This is a genomic window from Streptomyces sp. NPDC059832, assembly GCF_042731715.1.
Taxonomy (GTDB): domain Bacteria; phylum Actinomycetota; class Actinomycetes; order Streptomycetales; family Streptomycetaceae; genus Streptomyces.
In genome coordinates this window covers 36627-53027 of sequence record NZ_JBHWIY010000012.1, presented here as the reverse complement: position 1 = coordinate 53027, position 16401 = coordinate 36627, and the positions used below count along the sequence as shown (strand labels likewise).

Below are 16401 nucleotides of genomic sequence, written 5' to 3'. Positions count from 1 at the left end.
CCACGGCGAGTCCCCCACGCCTTCTGGCCCGACCCTGAGTCCTTCACCGGCCGCTCACCACGCCCGCGGCCGACCTGGCCGGCCTTCCCGTCGTGCTCACCGTGGTCGACGGCCGCACCACCCACCGAGACTCCGGCCTGTGACGGCGCGAGGGGCGAGGCGGCATCCCCGGAAGACCCTCACCCCTCATTCCTGGTTCGTCGAACGTCTGACCGGGGTGTCGCACGCCGATACGGTCGACAGCGCACGTCCCGGGGACACTGGTGCTGTCAGCACGCTGACCGAGGTGGGTCAGGCGGAGTGTGTTGCGTCCCGCCCGCAGGGCGACCTGGGTGAACTCCGGCTCGGCGTAGGTCATGACCGGGCTGTAGAGGTCGAGCGGCTCTCCGACCGTGGTGCCGTTCACCGAGAGTCGGTAGATGCCCCGGGAGTAGTGCCGCTTCACCCGCAACCGCAGGGTTCGCAGGCCGGCTTCCGGTTGCTGGAACTCGAAGGTCAGCGCATCGCCGGTGGCGGCCGGTGTGAACAACAGCCCGTGACCGGCGCCGCATTGGGCATCGGCGAAGACCTCGGCGCGGCCTCCCGAGGCGGTGAAGGCGAGCGCCTGCGCCTCTGCCATCCAGTCCAGGGGGCGCGGCGTCCAGTTGCCGCGCGAGTCGCAGAGCACCACCCGGGTGCGGTCGGTGGCGGCCTCCGTGTCGGTGTAGGCGACCATGCGGCCATCGGGCGAGAAGGCCGGATGGGGGTGCCCGGGATGCGCGGATCCCCAGCCCACCGTGCCGAGCGTGCGCGGAGGGTGTACGCCTGTCAGGTCCACCAGGGCCACCGCCCCCACCTGCCCGCGCGCCGAGCCGTTGCGACCGTTGGTGTCGGTCACGGCCCAACGGCCGTCCGCGGTGAGGTCGCAGTGGTTGTATGCGCCGTTCGTGCCCGAGGGGCCCGGCGCCAGCAGCCGGTCCGGCCGGTCGTCCGGGTGGACCATCCACAGTCCCGAGGCGCTGCCGCCGATGCCCACGGCGAGGCAGCCGGTGTCGGCACCGGACTTCCACACGTTGTGGGTGCCGATCGGTACGCCCGCGGCGGCCTGGTCCCAGATCAGCTTGCCGCGCGGCGCGTGGACCGGATGCAGCGCCCAGGCGAGGATGTTGCCGCCGAGCGAGTACCCGATCCATTCGGGGTCGTGGGCGCTGTACTGGAAGTGGGTGGCGAACGCGTCCCCCGAGAAGACCTCTCGGACCCGGCCGCCCGTGAGCTCGATCTCCACCGCTGTGGTCGGTCCGGCGGTGATCGGTGCCGGGTAGTGGCTGCACAGCACCCGGTCGCCCGCCGGATGCAGATTGACGACGACGCTGAGCGCGCGGCCCGGCGGCGGTGAGTAGAGCTTCACGGGCGAGGGATCGGCCAGGTCGATCAACCAGACCGCGTTCTCGGCGCAGGTGACGAGGCGTCCGGAGTGGATGTTCCACCAGACGAACGGATTCCGGTCGTCGGCCGGAGTGACGAATCGCGCCAGGAACCGCTCCTTGCCGGAGCGCAGATTCACCTCCCACAGGCTGGTGGCCCCGGTCTCCCGCTGACCGAGCACGATGCGGTCGGCATCGACGAAGCCGTTGTGGGTGGGGTATGTGAAGTAGCGCCGCTGGTCGAACGAACTGAGGTGGCGCACCTCGAACGGTTCCTGGGCCGTGGCGGCGGCAGCGGCCTCGCTCGCGGCTCCCGTCCCGGCGGTGAATCCTGCGGCCAGCACAACCAGCCCGGCCATGCGGCCGAACCCTCTGCGGGTGATCTCACTCATGGCGTCCTCACTCATGCGTGCTCACGGTGGGTGGCGCTCAGCTTCGAACCAGCCGATGGAAGAAGTCAAGGTACTAATACGAATTAGTAGGCGCAGGGCGGCAGTTCGGGGCGTGCTGGCCTTGCGTTCGTGGCTGCGGTGCGGGCGTCGGCAGGCGGCCGGCCAGGACACGGTCCGCTCGACCACCCAGCGGTGGCGTCCGAGTCGCTGTGCGGACTCGATGCCCTTGCGTGCGATGCGGTGTCGGATGCCGCGTGTGCGGAGTCATCGGCGCAGGTGCCGTGTCCGGCCTTCTCACGGCAGGCGTTTTCGCCGCACTGTTCGTCGTGGCGCTGGTGGTCGTGCTCGTTCGGGGGTCCGGGGATCGGCGGCGGCGCGGCGGGCGTACCTCGCCGCCTTCGGGTGGACGGCCCGGTTCTGGCGCGTTGCACCGAGCGCGTGAGGTTCGCCAGGACGGCCACCGGTGTGCGGGACGGCTCAGGGGGTGATGGGGGATCTCTCCGGGGTGGCCCCGATGTTCGGGCCCGTGCCCGACGGCAGTGTGAGGGGCATGACCTCAACACACATGTCACGAAGGGCCTTTGCTGGCCTCGCCATGTCGGGGGCCGCCGCGCTGGCCGCCACCGCGATGCTGCCCGCGCGCCGCGCCACCGCTGCTCCCGCTCCTCTCCCGCCGCTGGATCCCACGGCCCTGCGGGCGGCGATCGACGACCTGGAACACCCGCCGTCGACCGCGGCCCAGCTGCGAGTCGGCGGCACGGTCGGCCACTGGTACGGCACCTCGGGTGTGGCCGACATCAGGACGCAGCGGCCGGTGACGGGGCACGACAAGGTCCGGATCGGCAGCCTCACCAAGGTCTTCGTCGCCACGGTGGTGCTGCAACTGGTGGCCGAGGGCCGGGTTGTGCTGGACGCGCCGGTGCGACGCATCCTCCCGGGCCTGCTGCCGGACCGGTTCGCCGCTGTCACCGTGGCGCACCTGCTGAACCACACCAGCGGGATACCGGACCACGTCGGCATCCCTGAGCCGACGACCGCGCAGGAGGTGTTCCGCCACCGATTCGACCACTGGACGCCACAGGAGTGGGTGGCGACGGCGACACACGGACCGCTGAAGTTCGCCCCGGGCACCCGGCAGGAGTACCGCGGCATCAACTACGTCCTGGCCGCACTGATCATCGACAAGGTGACCGGCCGCCCGTACGGGGAGGCCGTCACGGCCAGGATTCTGCGCCCGCTGGGCCTGGCGCGCACCGTCGTGCCCGGCGACGACCCGCGCATCCACGGCCGTCACGTGCACGGCTACCTGGCCATGGCCGATGGCGGCCTGCGGGACATCACCGCGTACGACCGGTCCGCCAACCGGGGCGAAGGCGACATGATCTCCACCACGGGAGACCTCGACCGGATGCTCGCCGCACTGTTCTCCGGCGAACTGCTCCCAGCGGAGTTGCTGCAGCTGCTGTTCACCCTTCCTCCGGACGACGTACGGATGCTGGACGGCTCCCCGGCCCGCTACAGCACCGGGTTGCAGCAGGCCACCGTCAACGGCGTCACCCTCTGGGGCAAGACCGGCGAGACGTACGGCTACAAGAACGCCGCGTTCTCCACTCGTGACCAGGAGCGCCGCTTCGTGCTCGCGTACCATCCGACGTCCGTCCGCAACGGCGAGGAGAGCCGGATGATCGCTCGGGTCGCCGACCTGCTCACCCGCAACCCGGGCACCGGAGTCTCGTGATCAGCCCACCCACGGGTCTGCCTCTTCGACCGTGGAGAGGTCGATCCGGGCCCGGTCGACCCGAGGGCGGGGACGGGTGGTGGGACCGGTCAGTTCCCCGTCGCCCGGAGGCCGAGTCATGTTTCCGCCAGGGGCTGTTGGGCAGGATGCGGGTCCGTCGCGAGGCATGCGTGCATCTCGACGTCGTAGCGGATGCCGTCGTAGGCGAGCTTCTGCCGCTGGAGACCCTCGGCGGTGAAGCCGGACGCGAGGGCAGCTCGGCAGGAAGCGGGGTTGTCGGTGCGGTGCCCCAGTTCCAGGCGGAACAGTCCCAGATCGGCGAAACACCAGTCGGCCGGCGCCCGGCAGCCGTGGGTTGCCACGCCCCTGCCGCGGGCAGCGGAGGCGGTCCAGTAGGAGACCCATCCGGTGGCACCGTTCCCCTCGGCATGCCTCACCGATGACGGTCGCCGGCTGTCCCGCCCGCAAGCCGGAACGGCCTTCAGGCGCGGCTCCGGTCGAGGTCGCGCGTGCGGCGGCCGGAGCGCAGGCGGTCCCGGTGCGGAACGCCACACGGTGATCGTTACTCTGTTGCCCCGCCACCGGGCGGGGCAGAACAGGGGTGGGACATGCACAGAAGAATCGCCGCGCTCGCCGCGGTGGGAGCGGTTGCCGCCGCGGTCATGGTGGCGCCGGCCGCACACGCGGAGGGGCGCGGTGACATCCGGGTCACCAAGACCGTCGTGAACGACGGCGGCAGCGTGATCGTCGGGATCAAGAACGTCAAGCGATTCCCGATCACCATGACGATCAAGGACAACTCGGGGGTGAAGAAGGTCAGCTCGGTGTCCGCGTTCAACCGGACCAATGGTCACGGACCGGTGGACTACCTCGGTACGACATGCAGGAAGACCAGCACGACGACCTCCGTGTGCACCGCGACGATGGAGTTCGACCCGTCGTGGATCGACTCCTACGGAAGCGGCAACGAGGGCTGGGACGCCAACGCGGTCGCGGGCGACTGGCAGGTCAACGCCACGGTCCACGCCAATGACGGGGACTACTGGATCTCGGACAGCATCGCCTCGTTCAAGATGAAGCGTGCCGCGACCCTGACCACCGACGCCGCGCCCGAGCCCGTGCGGAAGGGTGGCACGCTCACCGTCACCGGAAAGCTGTCACGGGCCAACTGGACGGACCTGAAGTACCACGCGTTCACCAAGCAGGTGGTGAAGCTTCAGTACAAGAAGCCGGGCGGCAGGTACAGCACGGTGAAGACCGCGACCACGGACAGCAAGGGCCATCTCCGCACGACGGTGAAGGCCGCCGCTTCGGGCAGCTGGCGCTGGGCGTTCCTCGGTACGAACACGACCATGAAGGTCGTCTCGACGGGTGATGCCGTCACGGTGAAGTGATCTCGCGGCGGGCCGGGAACCGGCCCGCCGACGGGCCTCCCTCGTGCCGGACCCCCTCGTGCCGGACCCGGCACGCAACGACCTGCTCGAATCCGGCACCCGGGAGCCGTCCATGCCGGCGTCCGGGTCGCCGAATCGGGCTGTCTGCCAGTTGCAGGACTTCATGGTCCCGAGCCGTTGCCGCACCCGCCCGGCGTGCCTGTGTCCATGAGGATGCTTTCCCGGATGGTGCCGCGGTCGATGATGTCGCACGGAGCGGCCCCGCCTCCGGCCGTCAGGGATCGATGGTCAGCACCTCGGCCACGGGGCGGCGAGGCGTGCACGGCCCCTCGGGTCCGTATCCGAGGCGCACGATCATCTGCGGGTGTCCCGTGCCGAGGGCCGGGGCGCGCAGGAGATGCCGGAGTTCCGGCCATTCGAGGGGCTGGGTCGCGAACGAGGCGACGAGCCCGTGCAGCACGGCGGTGAGCAGGACGCGCTCCAGGGCCTGACCGGCACGCAGCCAGTCGGCCGGACGGTCGCGCGCGGTACGGAGCAGGGCGAGCTGCGGCCGGTCCTCGAACAGGGCGTCAGCCCGGCCCGGGACGATGTCCGTGCCGGCGAAGTCACGGTTCAGTGCCCTGCACGACGCGTCGGTGGGGCCGAAGGCGTAGTCCGGGACGCCGTCGACCGGTGCCTCCGTGCTCGTGTCCCGGGTCCAGTAGCGCTGCTCCGCCTCCCTCGCCGGGTCGCGCAGGCCGAATCCCTCGCCGTCCCTGATCAGCACGAGCACCCCCTCCAGGTGGTCCGGCGGCAGAAACGCGAATTCGCCCCCCTCGCGGCGGGCCGCTTCGGTGAGGAGTGCGCGGACGTCGTCGGGGATCGCCCGGTCGTCGAACGGATTCCGGCTGGTGTGACGGTGCCGGATCGCGGGGTACAGAGCGGCGAGGGCCGCATCCGCGGGCGTCGCGGGTACGCCGGTGCCTTCGTGCAGGCGGACCGACGCCACGAGGGCGGGATCGGCGGGAACCGGAAGCAGCGTGGTCACCGCGTCGAGGCCCCGGTGTGATGCCGACGCCCGCAGATTCAGCAGTGCCGCGCCGCACCCCACGTGCAGGCCGCGAGTGGAGGGGTCGGCCTCGGGCATCTCACGGTCGAACTCCGCCCGCAGCGTGAGCGTCCGGGTGGAGCGCCGGTATTGGAATCGCCAGGGCTGGGCATTGTGCATGGACGGGGCGGCGGTGGCATCGGCGACCAATTCCTTCAGCGTGCCCTCGTCGAGCGGCTGTGCAGGCATCCGGGACCTCCCGCATCGGACGCAGGGTCTTCTTCCACCGTCGCACGTCAGGCAGGCCCGGCGCGAAGGCCGGTCGTCCGTGGCCGGCCGAGCGAGTCTCCCGTACGGCTGTACCAGCGGGAGAACACCGCTTCCGTGCAGCGCACGTCGCACCTCGCAGGTCGCGTCTCGCACGTCGGGCACTGGGCAGCGCAATGTCCGAATAGCGCCAGATCCGGTGCCGGCGGTCGGCGAGCATGGGTCACGGGGCCACCCGTCGCGACGCCGGGTGGGGACGACCACACCCCATCGAGGAGGAGCCGGAGCCGGGCCGGGGAACGAGCGTCCCGGGCCGCCGTCGGCCGGTCCGGGGGAGGAACGGCTGCCGATGGCACCCCGTTCGGCACGGCACCAGCACCATGCCCGCTGAGCGCACGACCGACAGGCGGAAGCCTGGGGAACAGGGAACCAGACCCATGACCGACACCACACACCCGGCCCGCCCGGCCGGAACCGCGCGCGACCTGGTCGACGCCACCGACTGGACCGCGCTCACCGACGAGCTCGCCGCCCACGGCAGCGCGCCGACCGGGCGGCTGCTCACCCCCGCTCAGTGCCGGGAGATCGCCGCTCTGTACGACGAGACCGAGCGCTTCCGCTCCACCGTCGACATGGCCCGCCACCGTTTCGGCTCCGGCCAGTACCGCTACTTCACCCACGATCTGCCCGAAGTGGTGGGGGAGTTGCGTGAGGCGTTCTATCCGCACCTGCTGCCCATCGCCCGTGACTGGTCCGCGAAGCTGGGCACGGCCGCGCCGTGGCCCGACGAACTGGCCGAGTGGCTCGGCATGTGTCACGCGGCGGGGCAGTCCAAGTCCGCCCAGATCCTGCTGCGTTACGGCGCCGGGGACTGGAACGCCCTGCACCGCGACGTGTTCGGCGACATGCTCTTCCCGCTCCAGGTCGTCATCGGCCTCGATGTGCCCGGCACCGACTACACCGGTGGTGAGTTCCTCATGACCGAACAGCGGCCGCGTGCACAGTCACGCGGATCGGCCACCACTCTTCTCCAGGGCCACGGGCTGGTCTTCACCACCCGTGACCGGCCGGTCGTCTCCAAGCGCGGCTGGTCGATCGCGCCCATGCGGCACGGTGTCAGCACCGTCCGCTCCGGCCGGCGCCGCACCCTCGGCCTCGTCTTCCACGACGCCCGGTGAACGACGCCACCCAGCCCCGCGGCGGGCGGTCGTACGGGCGGCTGGACCGCCCCGCCGCACACCGGACGGTCACCCGAGGACACTTCGAGGATGCTGCGCGGAGTACGTCACCCGGCCTCCGTACCTCTGACGTCGACAGCCCCGCACCGCACGCACACACCGAAGCGGAGCTGGCCGCTCTGATCGGCCTGCTGACCGCGCCGCGTTCGCGCATCCGGTCCGTCGCCGTAGGACACGGTCGCGACGCCGAATCCGTCGACGCCGCGCAGGCGTTCGTACGTTGCTGGCAGGACCTGGACAAGGACGTGCTCGTCGTCGTCGACTGGCCGGAGGACGCCGCCTCGTGGCTCCGTCCGGCCCGGCGGCTGACCGCCCAGTCCCCGGACGCGTGGGTGCTGGCCGGGGCGCCGCGCGGCGTGGCCCGGCTGACCCGGCGCCTGCGCCGGTCCACCGACTGGGCGGCGGACCGCACCTTCGGCTTCGCCTCGCTCGGTACCCCGCGACTCGTCGAACTCGCCGGGGCCGGCACCGTCCACGGTCTGCGCGGCGCCTGCGCCGACGGAGGCACCTGGGACCTGCGCCGCGGCTGGACCACCTGCTACGAGCCCCCGGACCGGACATCGGGGTGACCAGGCGCGTCGACGCGGGTGGCGGTCAGCGCGGCGTCCGGAACCGGCGCGAGGGGGCTGGTGGCGCAGGCGTCGGGGACCGTGCAGGCTCGCAGATAGGCGGCGACCACGGCCGCCGCCCGCGTTCTCCCGCCCCTGGAGGTGGCGTTCTGGATCCGCATCAGTGCGTGCCCTTCGCGTGCCGGACGGCCGCCTCGGCCAGTCCTGTGATCAGGGGGTGGGGCCGGGTGCCGTCGCCGTGCAGTTCGGGTCGGACGGACCCACCCCACCGGGCTGACCCTCGCCTGCGGCCCCGCGGCACTCACGCCCGCCGTCGCCGGGCAGCTGGCCCGCCTGCGCACCGACACGCCCGGACTCGCCGTGGACGTCCGGGTGCTCGGACGGGCAGCGGTGGCGCAGGCGGTGCTCACCGGAGCCGTGGACCTGGGCCTGATCGACGGTGCGGCGGCCCCCAGCGACCCGCTGCCGGTGCCCGATGCGGGACCCATGACCGGCCTGGCCGTGGCCGAGCAGCCCCTCGCCGTTCTCCTTCCCGCGGGCCGCCCGTCGGCGCACCGGTGCTCCCTTCGCCTCCTCGACCTCGCCGACGCCCACTGGATCGACGCCCCCGACACCGCCGTTGCCCTCGCCCAGTTGCGCGCCGCCGCCAACACCGACGGGTTCCGCCCGCACATCACGTACCGCGGAACCGATGTGTACGGCCTCGGGCTGCTCGTCGCCGCGGGACACGGACTGGCGGCCCTGCCCCTCGCCCTCACCGCCGCCCTGCCGGGCACGACCGGCATCCGGTTCTCCGCCCCGCGCCTGGTCCACCGCACCGAACTGCTCCATCCCAGGGCCCCGGCAGCCGTCGCGCAGGAGCTCATCACCGGGCTCACCGGCTGACGGGGCGCGGAGGAGCGGAGGAGCAGAAGAAGGGACCGTCGGCCGGACCCGGTCAGCCGGTGCGGTCGATGAGGAACGGGAACAGCGCGAGGATCTCGCCGAGCGCGGCCGGAGCGAGCGGAACGCTCTCCAGGCTGCGCCGGGCGCCGTCCAGCTGCCGGTGGGCCTCGGCCAGGGTGGCGGAGCGTCCGCCGGCCTCCTCGACGAGCTCGGCCGCCCGCCGGGCGTCGTTGCCGTCGAGCGGATTTCCGGTGCCGAGCAGCGTGGCGAGCCGTCGGGCGGCGGGATGGTCCGTGGCCAGGGCCGAGAGGACGGGACAGGTCTTCTTCAGCCGGCGCAGATCGCTGTGCACGGGCTTGCCGGTGACCTCGGGATCGCCCCAGATCCCGAGCAGATCGTCCACCGCCTGGAACGCCACCCCGAGATGCCGGCCCGCTCGGGTGAGTGCGTCGACGGTCGGGGCCGGGGCACCTGCGAAGACCGCGCCCAGGCCCGCCGCGCAGCCGAGCAGCGCACCTGTCTTGTGTTCGGCCATCCACCGGTACTCGTGCGGCTGGACCGCTTCGGGCCCGCTCCACGGCCGGGACTCGAAGAGCAGGTCGTCGGCCTGGCCGCGGACCAGGTCGGCCAGCGTCCCGGCGAGATGCCGGACCGCCGTCGCACTGTGACTGCCGGGCGAGTCGGCCAGGGTCTGCACGGCCAGCGCGAAGAGCGCGTCGCCCGCGAGGACCGCCGGGCCGGTTCCGTACGCCTTCCACACGGTGGCGCGCTGTCTGCGGGTCTCGTCGCCGTCCATGATGTCGTCGTGGAGGAGGGAGAAGACGTGGATCAGTTCCACGGCGACCGCGCCGACCACCGCGTCCTCTGCCGGCGCCCCGGCGGCCTCGGCGCTGAGCAGCGTGAGGGTCTGGCGGATCCCCTTGCCCTGTGAGCCCGGGGCGGGGCTGCCGTCCGCCGCGTCCCACCCGAGCGAGAAGGCGGCCATCTCCGCGTGCCACGGATGCAGGCGCCGTACGGCCTGTGCGAGCGCCGGGCGCACGAGGTCGCGGCAGCGGGCGAGCACCTCCGGCGCCGCGGCCTGCCGGGTTGCGGGCGGTGGTGTCATCGTCGTCCGCTCTCCTCGTCCGTGTCGCCGTCGACCGGGGCCACACCGAGTTCGGCGTACGCCTTGTCCACCATGTCCCGGGCGTTGAGCAGACCGATCCGGCTGAGGGTGCGGCGCAACTCGTGCAGATCCACCGCGGTGTCGTTGCGGTCGCGGCCGAGCCGGGCGAGCGATTTGACGAGACCGAGCCGGGCCAGCGCCTCACCCCGGGGTTCGGTCATGGCGCGGAACTCCGCGAGCGCTTCCTCGTACACCTCGCGCGCCTCCTCGTAACGGCGGGCGCGGAAGAGGACGTTGGCGCGCATCTTGTGGTTGTAGGCGAGCGCACTGGACAGATTCATCTCGCGGCAGGTGAGTTCGGCCTCCGAGAGCAGAGCGAGGGCGCGCTCCGTGTCACCGTCCCGCAGGGAGATGATGTCGGCCATGCCGCGCAGGGCCCACGCCCGGCCGCGCCGGTCGTCCGCGTTGCCGGCAAGTTCGGCCGCCTCCTCGAACATGGCCAGGGCCGTGTCGAGCGAGCCGGTGTTGCGGTGGATCTGCGCGATTCCCTCCAGCGCCCACACGGTGTGACGCGCCTCGCCACGTGCGCGTGCTTCGGCGAGCAGCTGTTCGTGCAGTGCGGCGACGGTCCGGTAGTCGCCCTGTATTCGACCGGTCTCCGCGAGGCCGGCGAGGGAGTAGCCGCGGGCGACGATGTCCCCGCCGCGCTTGCCCATGTCGGCCGCGAGTCCCAACAGCCGGAAGGCGAGCCTGAGTTCACCGCGCTGCCGGGCCAGCGTCCCCCCGCTCCACAGCGCCCAGGCCATCGCCCCGAGGTCGCCGGCCGAGCGGGCGGACCGGTAACTGGCCTTCCAGGCCCGATCGGCTTCCGTCACGTTGCCGAGCCTGCGGTGCGCCTCGGCGACGGCGAGCCCGCACCGGGCCACCTCCTGTTGCGAACCGGAGAGCTCGGCCTCTCTCAAGTGACGTACTCCTTCTGCCAGTACGTCTGTGAGAGAGGAGTTCACCGACATCTTGGTGAGGGCGCCTTGGTACTCGGGCGCCAGTGCCTTGCTGTGCATGGGGGCCTTTCATGCGCGGCCGGATCGGGACGGGAATCAACTATGCGCTGAGTGTATACATGGCGTGCATAGTTACCTGATGGACGGACCCGGGTGTTCGTGGGGGTCGGGGGCGGTTTCTGTCGCTTGTGGCGAACCGCCTTGCTGTGGATCAAGACGACGGTCGCGCGTCCGAGGTTGCTCCGCGATCAACAGAAGTCGACATCGCCGGTACGGAGGGGCTGCGAGCCAGTGGCCGATTCCTCGCCATCCGGCCAGAACCGCCCCGGCGTCACCAAGTCCACCCGTACCGAAGAGTGTTAGCGGTTACTGTCACCCACGTATGCCCTGGTCATAGTAAAAGACAGAAACATTTGATGGCCTCTTGCTCCCTACGGCAATCGCTTACATGCTGGCGCGCAACCCGCACAACACTCCGATTCCGTTGATCCTCATAGGAGTTCCGGATGCGCCCTGCCCGAACACCGTTCACCACTCCGGCTCATCTCGCCGCCGCCTCGCCGCTGTCCGAACACGACACGGGGCCGGCTTCCGGAGCGCCGGACGGCTCCGTCCTCCGTGCCATGAGCCGTCGGGCGATCCTGGGCGCCCTGGCCGGTGCCGGTGCGGCGACCCTGCTGGGCGCGGGTTCCGCCGCTGCCCGGCAGGCCGGGGACCGGACCCGGGAACGGATCGGGGGGCAGGCCGGGCACGGCCCCGGGAACACGCTGCTGATCGAGGCGTTTCCGGACGCCGAGAGGGAGCGTATGCGACTGGCCCGCGCGCCGATCGACTCCGCGGGAGTTGCCGCCCCCGCCGCGCTGGGGCTGCCCAAGCCGCCCGTCGATCCCGGCAAGCTCACCGACCGAAAGAGGATGACATGAGCACCACAAACACTTACTCCGGGACCCCCGCCCGCAGACAGCTGCGCCGCCTCGTGCGGTCGGGCACGGTCCTCGCCGCCACCACGCTGCTCGCCCTCGGCGCGGCAGGGCAGTCGTGGGCCTCGACGCCCACCCTGCGCTGGACCACGAACGCACCCACGCCCGTGACCACGCTGACGCTTCCGATGGCCGTGGACTCCGCGCCGGACGCGTCCGGCATCTACTTCGCCTACTACACCACCCTGGAGAGCGGCACGCGCCCCTACGCCGGTTTCCAGCCCAAGCCCGTCGACGCGAACGGGAACCGCGTACTTCAGGCGATCTTCAGCTCCTTCAACGCCGATGCCACGACAACGGACGACCACTGCACCTACGGAGCCGACGGCGGCGCCGGAGTGAGCTGTGCGGTCCGCTTCCGCTACACACCGGGGACGATGTACTCGCTGGTGCTCGAGCGGGCCTCCGTGAGCGGGGCGACGCAGCTCATGACCGGGGATGTCGTCGAGACGGCGACCGGAGCGCCGGTGGCACACATCGGCAGTTTCGGGCTTCCGTCCGCCTCCGGCCGGTTCAAGAACGCCGATCAGGGCTTCATCGAGCCCTACCTCTCGGCCGGCTGCGGCCAGCGGGTCACCGCGACATACGGAAAACCGGTCGGCACCGAGGCGGGCGTGGCCCATACGGGCAGCCTTCCCGCAGTCACCGATCCGTCGTCCGGAAGCTGCCTGAGCACCACCTCGCAGACCACGAGCCGGGGACAGCGGGTCACGGTGGCGGGCAATGCGGCCACGGCGGAAGCGCCCACAACGGGCTGAATCCTTGAATCCGGAACCATAGCTCGTCCGATCCCCCGCGTCGGGCCCGATCACCTGACCCGGGGCGGGTCCGGCGGCGGAGGTCACGACGCCGGGCCCGCGGTCGGGGCTCTCCTTGTGAAGCGCCACCGGCACCTACTGGCTAAGCTCGACGAGGGGCCCAGTACAGGACGGAGGCTCCCATGACGACGACTGTCGAACCGCGTGATGTGCCCCCTCGCCTCGCCACCGGCGCGTTCATCCTGAACTCCGGCTTGGGCATGCTGAAAGCCGACGCGGAGACGGCCGAGGGCCTGCACGGCATGGCCTGTGTCGCCTACCCGTTCCTGAAGAAGATCGAGCCCGAGCGGTTCACCCGACTGCTCGCCTGGTCGGAGATCGCGGTCGGCGGAACGCTGCTCGCCCCGTTCGTGCCGACCCGGCTGGCCGGGCTGGCGCTGACCGGATTCTCCGGGGGCCTGATCGGTCTGTATCTGAGGGTTCCCGGGCTGCGGGAGCCCGGAAGCCTCCGGCCCACCCAGAACGGCATCCCGATGGCCAAGGACTTCTGGATGCTGGGCATCGGTCTCGGTTTCCTGAGCTCCAAGGCCCGCTGTTCACGCGCGCGTGCGTCCAGTTGTCCATGGCGCCGCTCCCGATCCTGACACCTCGGCCGGGGACCGGACGGGCGACGCCCGGTCCCGTGGCGGGTCCCGCACATCCAAGGAGTGATCATGAGTGAGTCGGACGAACTGCGCAGTCGCGTGCGGCAGATGCGAGCCAAGGCGAAAAACCTGAAGGACGAAGCCGAGCGCACCACCGACCCCGAGGAACGCCGGCGTCTGAAGGAGAAGGCCAGCCGGATCGAATCGGAGAGTGAGCAGGTCAGCGGCATGGCGAGCGGGGACATTTACCCCATGGAGTGAAGCCGGGCAGGCCTGCCGCCGTTCCCCCGGCCCCGCACCGGCAGGACTCCGTACGGGGCCGGGGGAATCCTGACGCGCCCCGGACGTTGAACAAGGATGTGAGTTCAGTGATCGCATCCACCCGGTTCTCCGTGCTCGACCGTTCCCGCATCCGTGAGGGGCACGACGGTCCGGAGGCGCTGCGTGACTCGGTGCGTCTCGCCGAGGAGGCCGAAGCGCTCGGGTACCACCGGTTCTGGGTCTCCGAGCATCACAGCGTGCCGGGCGTCGCCGGTTCGGCGCCCACCGTCCTGGCCGCGGCCGTCGCGGCCGCCACCTCCATCATCAGGGTCGGTACCGGCGGCGTGATGCTGCCCAATCATCAACCGCTGCTGGTGGCAGAGCAGTTCGGCGTACTGGAGTCCCTGTTCCCCGGCCGGATCGACATGGGCCTCGGCCGCTCCGTGGGCTTCACCGACGGCATCCGCAGGGCGCTCGGCCGGGACAGATCGGCCGCCGAGGGCTTCTCCGGGCAGCTCACCGAACTGCTCGGCTGGCTGGACGGCACACAGCGGGCCCACCCGCAGGTCCATGCCCTGCCCGCCGAGGGCCTGCGCATACCCCCGTTCCTGCTGGCCACCGGCGAGGGCGCTGGCATCGCGGCCGCGGCCGGCCTGCCGCTGGTGGTCGGAGACCTCCGCGGCCGGGAGAAGCTGCTGCGCGCCGTCGAGCGCTACCGCCGGGAATTCCGCCCCTCCTCCTGGGCCGCAGAGCCCTATGTGGTCGTGGCGGGCACGATCGCGCTCGCCGGGAGCGCGGCGGAGGCCCGCCGAATCCTGATCCCGGAAGCGTGGTCCATGGCCCATTCCCGGACCCACGGCGTCTTCCCGCCGCTCGCCCCCGTCGAGCGGGTCGAGGCGCGGACCATGACGGAGAAGGAGCGCCGATTCTACGAGGACGGGCTGCGCGGACACCTCCACGGCACGGAGGACGAAGTCGCCACGGAGCTCGAAACGGTCATCAAGGAGACCGGTGCCGACGAGGTGCTCGTCACGACCAGTACGTACGACCGCGCGGCTCTGGTCGGCTCATTGCGCCGGCTGGCCCGGATCGCGCGGCTGACCCCCCGGCGCGGAGCGCCCGGCGCACTCGGGTGACAGCACCCGGCGAGCGGCGCGGCCCGGTCAGCCGTGCGGACGGCTGAGCGCCCACCAGGCCCAGGCAACGACCGCGACCGGGACGACGACGGCCATTGAGCCGAGAACGACCCCGGCCCGCGCACGGAGGCGGTCGGCATCTTCCAGCCCCCGCATGTTGTGCGACGCGTCGACGCCGGAGACGATCGCACAGATCCCGAGGGGGCACGACCAGGTGGACGGGGAAGAACCGGATCCACGGCGGGCCGGCGGACGGCAGCAATGGACATCCGGACCCGGCCGCACCCCCGATGCCCAGAAGCGGCGAGCACGTACCGTTGCGACCTCGATCCTCCGTCACAGGCAGAAGGCCGCCCGAGGCAGGCGGCGGAGCGGTCTCCCGGCCGCGATGCTCCGGGACCACCGGCACTGTCGGACCCGGCCCGCATACTTTGGCCCGGATACCGGGAACCGGCAAAGGGGCGGGCATGCGAACAGTGTACTGCGGGGAACTGCACGTCAGTTATGGGCAGTTCTATGTGGAGAGCAGGCCTGACACGGACGACCCGGATGGGCCGGAGCCCAGCGCCGGGCAGGCCAATGGGCTCTGCGGAGCCGCGGTGCCCGGATATCTGTTTCTGACCACGGGCCTGCACACCGGGGAAGTGGGGCTGACCGTCGAGGTGCACGACACCGTACCCGCGCTCGACGCCGGCTGGGAGGACGTGGTCGAGGTTGCGTTCCGGCCCGCTTCCGAGTCCACGGTCGTCCTGCCGTGGGGTGATGGCCCCCTGGTGTCGCTGGATCTGCCCGTGGCCGACTACCGGGTGCGCTACTGCGGGCGTGACATGGACGGCGCGCGCGAGGACGAACTCGCCATTCTCGCCGGTGAGGCGACAGCCGATCAGTACCTGCTGCAGTTCTGGCCGGCCGCACCCCGCCCCGACGAGATCGTCAGGCAGACGGCAGAGACCGCGGACTACTGGCATCGGCAGGCGCGCCTCCTGCCGCCGCCCCCGTCACCACAAGAGCGCACCCGGGCCGAGCGCCGCCGGGCAGCGGAGCAGGCGCGAGCGGCGGAGGCCGCGCAGAGGCGTGCCGAAGCCCAGGAATGGGGCGGTCGGTTGCCCAGCCGGAGTCTGCGGGAGGTCGGCGGCAATGTGGCGGGGCTGTTGCGCCTGGACAGCGACCTCCTGCACGCGGTGGACGCGGCGGGACCGGCGGCCCAGCGGTCCATCGCCCGCTGGGCCGCCCACCGCGCGTACGAGGAAGCGGGTCTGAGCGGCGTCGACTGGATCGCCCCCGCGCTGGCGGCGCTCGACCTCGGGCACGACCTGCCGGAGCCGTTCGACGATCTCCGGCGCACGTGGGACCGCTTCTTCGCCGACCGGACGATCCCGCACACGCTTGTGGACTCGCCCGACGGCAGCCGGGGAGGGATTCTGAAGCAGGCCATGGCGATGCCCGCCCTGTTCGACGCGATGGAGACGGACCCGTTGCGTGCCGCGCTCGACGCGCTGTTCGCCGCGGCGGTCACGTACGGCAGCGACTACCCGCGCTTGTTCGACGAGGCGCGCCAACGGTTCACCATGCTGTAGACCGTGGCCGCGAAGGCGTCCTGCCG

The 16401-nt window shown here is 71.5% G+C and carries 16 protein-coding genes and 2 pseudogenes; 11 read left to right on the top strand and 7 right to left on the bottom strand.

The genetic code is table 11. From position 1 onward, the window contains the following. Positions 1-43: 43 nt before the first annotated feature. Both ACFV8T_RS22220 and ACFV8T_RS22215 read right to left on the bottom strand, forming a co-directional pair. Positions 44-1795, bottom strand: coding sequence for a hypothetical protein (locus ACFV8T_RS22220; RefSeq protein WP_385330004.1), 1752 nt, complete (start codon positions 1793-1795; stop codon positions 44-46). Positions 1796-1912: 117 nt separating this feature from the next. Beyond that, positions 1913-2059: pseudogene (locus ACFV8T_RS22215) on the bottom strand (IS5/IS1182 family transposase); the annotation flags it as partial. A gap of 286 nt (positions 2060-2345) precedes the next feature. Here ACFV8T_RS22215 and ACFV8T_RS22210 point away from each other — a divergent pair. Then, positions 2346-3533 (top strand): serine hydrolase domain-containing protein, encoded by a 1188-nt coding sequence (locus tag ACFV8T_RS22210; protein WP_385330001.1) that lies wholly within the window; start codon positions 2346-2348, stop codon positions 3531-3533. A 116-nt stretch (positions 3534-3649) separates the two neighbouring features. On the opposite strand, the pseudogene ACFV8T_RS22205 reads toward ACFV8T_RS22210, so the two are convergent. Next, positions 3650-3943, bottom strand: a pseudogene (locus tag ACFV8T_RS22205) (GNAT family N-acetyltransferase); the annotation flags it as partial. A gap of 198 nt (positions 3944-4141) precedes the next feature. On the opposite strand from ACFV8T_RS22205, the gene ACFV8T_RS22200 reads away from it, so the two are divergent. After that, entirely contained in the window at positions 4142-4927 is a 786-nt protein-coding gene (locus tag ACFV8T_RS22200) for a hypothetical protein (RefSeq protein ID WP_385329998.1), read from the top strand. A 274-nt stretch (positions 4928-5201) separates the two neighbouring features. Here ACFV8T_RS22200 and ACFV8T_RS22195 read toward each other — a convergent pair whose 3' ends face one another. After that, positions 5202-6203, bottom strand: a complete 1002-nt coding sequence (locus ACFV8T_RS22195) for an Acg family FMN-binding oxidoreductase (RefSeq protein WP_385329995.1) — start codon at positions 6201-6203, stop codon at positions 5202-5204. A 455-nt stretch (positions 6204-6658) separates the two neighbouring features. On the opposite strand from ACFV8T_RS22195, the gene ACFV8T_RS22190 reads away from it, so the two are divergent. Next, on the top strand, positions 6659-7399 hold the full coding sequence (locus tag ACFV8T_RS22190; RefSeq protein WP_385329992.1) for a 2OG-Fe(II) oxygenase: 741 nt from the start codon (positions 6659-6661) through the stop codon (positions 7397-7399). Continuing rightward, entirely contained in the window at positions 7396-8028 is a 633-nt protein-coding gene (locus ACFV8T_RS22185) for a hypothetical protein (RefSeq protein WP_385329990.1), read from the top strand. The genes ACFV8T_RS22190 and ACFV8T_RS22185 overlap by 4 nt, the downstream gene beginning before the upstream one ends. On the opposite strand, the gene ACFV8T_RS22180 is transcribed toward ACFV8T_RS22185, so the two are convergent. After that, on the bottom strand, positions 7998-8189 hold the full coding sequence (locus tag ACFV8T_RS22180; protein WP_385329987.1) for a hypothetical protein: 192 nt from the start codon (positions 8187-8189) through the stop codon (positions 7998-8000). The genes ACFV8T_RS22185 and ACFV8T_RS22180 overlap by 31 nt on opposite strands. 112 nt (positions 8190-8301) lie before the next feature. On the opposite strand from ACFV8T_RS22180, the gene ACFV8T_RS22175 reads away from it, so the two are divergent. Beyond that, positions 8302-8913 (top strand): LysR substrate-binding domain-containing protein, encoded by a 612-nt coding sequence (locus tag ACFV8T_RS22175; protein ID WP_385330458.1) that lies wholly within the window; start codon positions 8302-8304, stop codon positions 8911-8913. A gap of 52 nt (positions 8914-8965) precedes the next feature. Here the strand turns inward: ACFV8T_RS22175 and ACFV8T_RS22170 are convergent, their stop codons facing one another. Together ACFV8T_RS22170 and ACFV8T_RS22165 are read right to left on the bottom strand one after the other, a co-directional pair. After that, positions 8966-10018 carry a polyprenyl synthetase family protein gene (locus ACFV8T_RS22170; protein ID WP_385329984.1) on the bottom strand — a complete coding sequence of 351 codons (1053 nt, stop codon included), beginning with the start codon at positions 10016-10018 and terminating at the stop codon, positions 8966-8968. Beyond that, a complete protein-coding gene (locus ACFV8T_RS22165) occupies positions 10015-11079 on the bottom strand; it encodes a tetratricopeptide repeat protein (protein WP_385329982.1) in 1065 nt (354 codons plus the stop codon). Before ACFV8T_RS22165 ends, ACFV8T_RS22170 begins: the two co-directional genes overlap by 4 nt. A 446-nt stretch (positions 11080-11525) precedes the next feature. Here ACFV8T_RS22165 and ACFV8T_RS22160 point away from each other — a divergent pair, with 446 nt between their 5' ends. The 6 genes from ACFV8T_RS22160 to ACFV8T_RS22135 all read left to right on the top strand — a co-directional run bounded on the left by ACFV8T_RS22160 (position 11526) and on the right by ACFV8T_RS22135 (position 16375). Continuing rightward, positions 11526-11942 carry a hypothetical protein gene (locus tag ACFV8T_RS22160; RefSeq protein ID WP_385329979.1) on the top strand — a complete coding sequence of 139 codons (417 nt, stop codon included), beginning with the start codon at positions 11526-11528 and terminating at the stop codon, positions 11940-11942. Then, complete coding sequence (locus tag ACFV8T_RS22155; protein ID WP_385329977.1) at positions 11939-12757, top strand: hypothetical protein; 819 nt, start codon at positions 11939-11941, stop codon at positions 12755-12757. The genes ACFV8T_RS22160 and ACFV8T_RS22155 overlap by 4 nt, the downstream gene beginning before the upstream one ends. A gap of 182 nt (positions 12758-12939) precedes the next feature. Then, on the top strand, positions 12940-13401 hold the full coding sequence (locus tag ACFV8T_RS22150; protein ID WP_385329974.1) for a hypothetical protein: 462 nt from the start codon (positions 12940-12942) through the stop codon (positions 13399-13401). A gap of 69 nt (positions 13402-13470) precedes the next feature. Next, a complete protein-coding gene (locus tag ACFV8T_RS22145) occupies positions 13471-13662 on the top strand; it encodes a DUF6381 family protein (RefSeq protein ID WP_385329972.1) in 192 nt (63 codons plus the stop codon). 98 nt (positions 13663-13760) lie between these two features. Further along, positions 13761-14798, top strand: coding sequence for an MsnO8 family LLM class oxidoreductase (locus tag ACFV8T_RS22140; RefSeq protein WP_385329969.1), 1038 nt, complete (start codon positions 13761-13763; stop codon positions 14796-14798). A 467-nt stretch (positions 14799-15265) separates the two neighbouring features. Then, complete coding sequence (locus ACFV8T_RS22135; protein WP_385329966.1) at positions 15266-16375, top strand: hypothetical protein; 1110 nt, start codon at positions 15266-15268, stop codon at positions 16373-16375. Positions 16376-16401 lie beyond the last annotated feature (26 nt).

Excerpts from the sequence above, each read along its gene's own strand:
- ACFV8T_RS22220 (WP_385330004.1), bottom strand. The coding sequence starts at position 1,795 with ATGAGTGAGATCACCCGCAGAGGGTTCGGCCGCATGGCCGGGCTGGTT.
- ACFV8T_RS22210 (WP_385330001.1), top strand. The coding sequence starts at position 2,346 with ATGACCTCAACACACATGTCACGAAGGGCCTTTGCTGGCCTCGCCATG.
- ACFV8T_RS22200 (WP_385329998.1), top strand. The coding sequence starts at position 4,142 with ATGCACAGAAGAATCGCCGCGCTCGCCGCGGTGGGAGCGGTTGCCGCC.
- ACFV8T_RS22195 (WP_385329995.1), bottom strand. The coding sequence starts at position 6,203 with ATGCCTGCACAGCCGCTCGACGAGGGCACGCTGAAGGAATTGGTCGCC.
- ACFV8T_RS22190 (WP_385329992.1), top strand. The coding sequence starts at position 6,659 with ATGACCGACACCACACACCCGGCCCGCCCGGCCGGAACCGCGCGCGAC.
- ACFV8T_RS22180 (WP_385329987.1), bottom strand. The coding sequence starts at position 8,189 with ATGCGGATCCAGAACGCCACCTCCAGGGGCGGGAGAACGCGGGCGGCG.
- ACFV8T_RS22170 (WP_385329984.1), bottom strand. The coding sequence starts at position 10,018 with ATGACACCACCGCCCGCAACCCGGCAGGCCGCGGCGCCGGAGGTGCTC.
- ACFV8T_RS22165 (WP_385329982.1), bottom strand. The coding sequence starts at position 11,079 with ATGCACAGCAAGGCACTGGCGCCCGAGTACCAAGGCGCCCTCACCAAG.
- ACFV8T_RS22160 (WP_385329979.1), top strand. The coding sequence starts at position 11,526 with ATGCGCCCTGCCCGAACACCGTTCACCACTCCGGCTCATCTCGCCGCC.
- ACFV8T_RS22155 (WP_385329977.1), top strand. The coding sequence starts at position 11,939 with ATGAGCACCACAAACACTTACTCCGGGACCCCCGCCCGCAGACAGCTG.
- ACFV8T_RS22150 (WP_385329974.1), top strand. The coding sequence starts at position 12,940 with ATGACGACGACTGTCGAACCGCGTGATGTGCCCCCTCGCCTCGCCACC.
- ACFV8T_RS22145 (WP_385329972.1), top strand. The coding sequence starts at position 13,471 with ATGAGTGAGTCGGACGAACTGCGCAGTCGCGTGCGGCAGATGCGAGCC.
- ACFV8T_RS22135 (WP_385329966.1), top strand. The coding sequence starts at position 15,266 with ATGCGAACAGTGTACTGCGGGGAACTGCACGTCAGTTATGGGCAGTTC.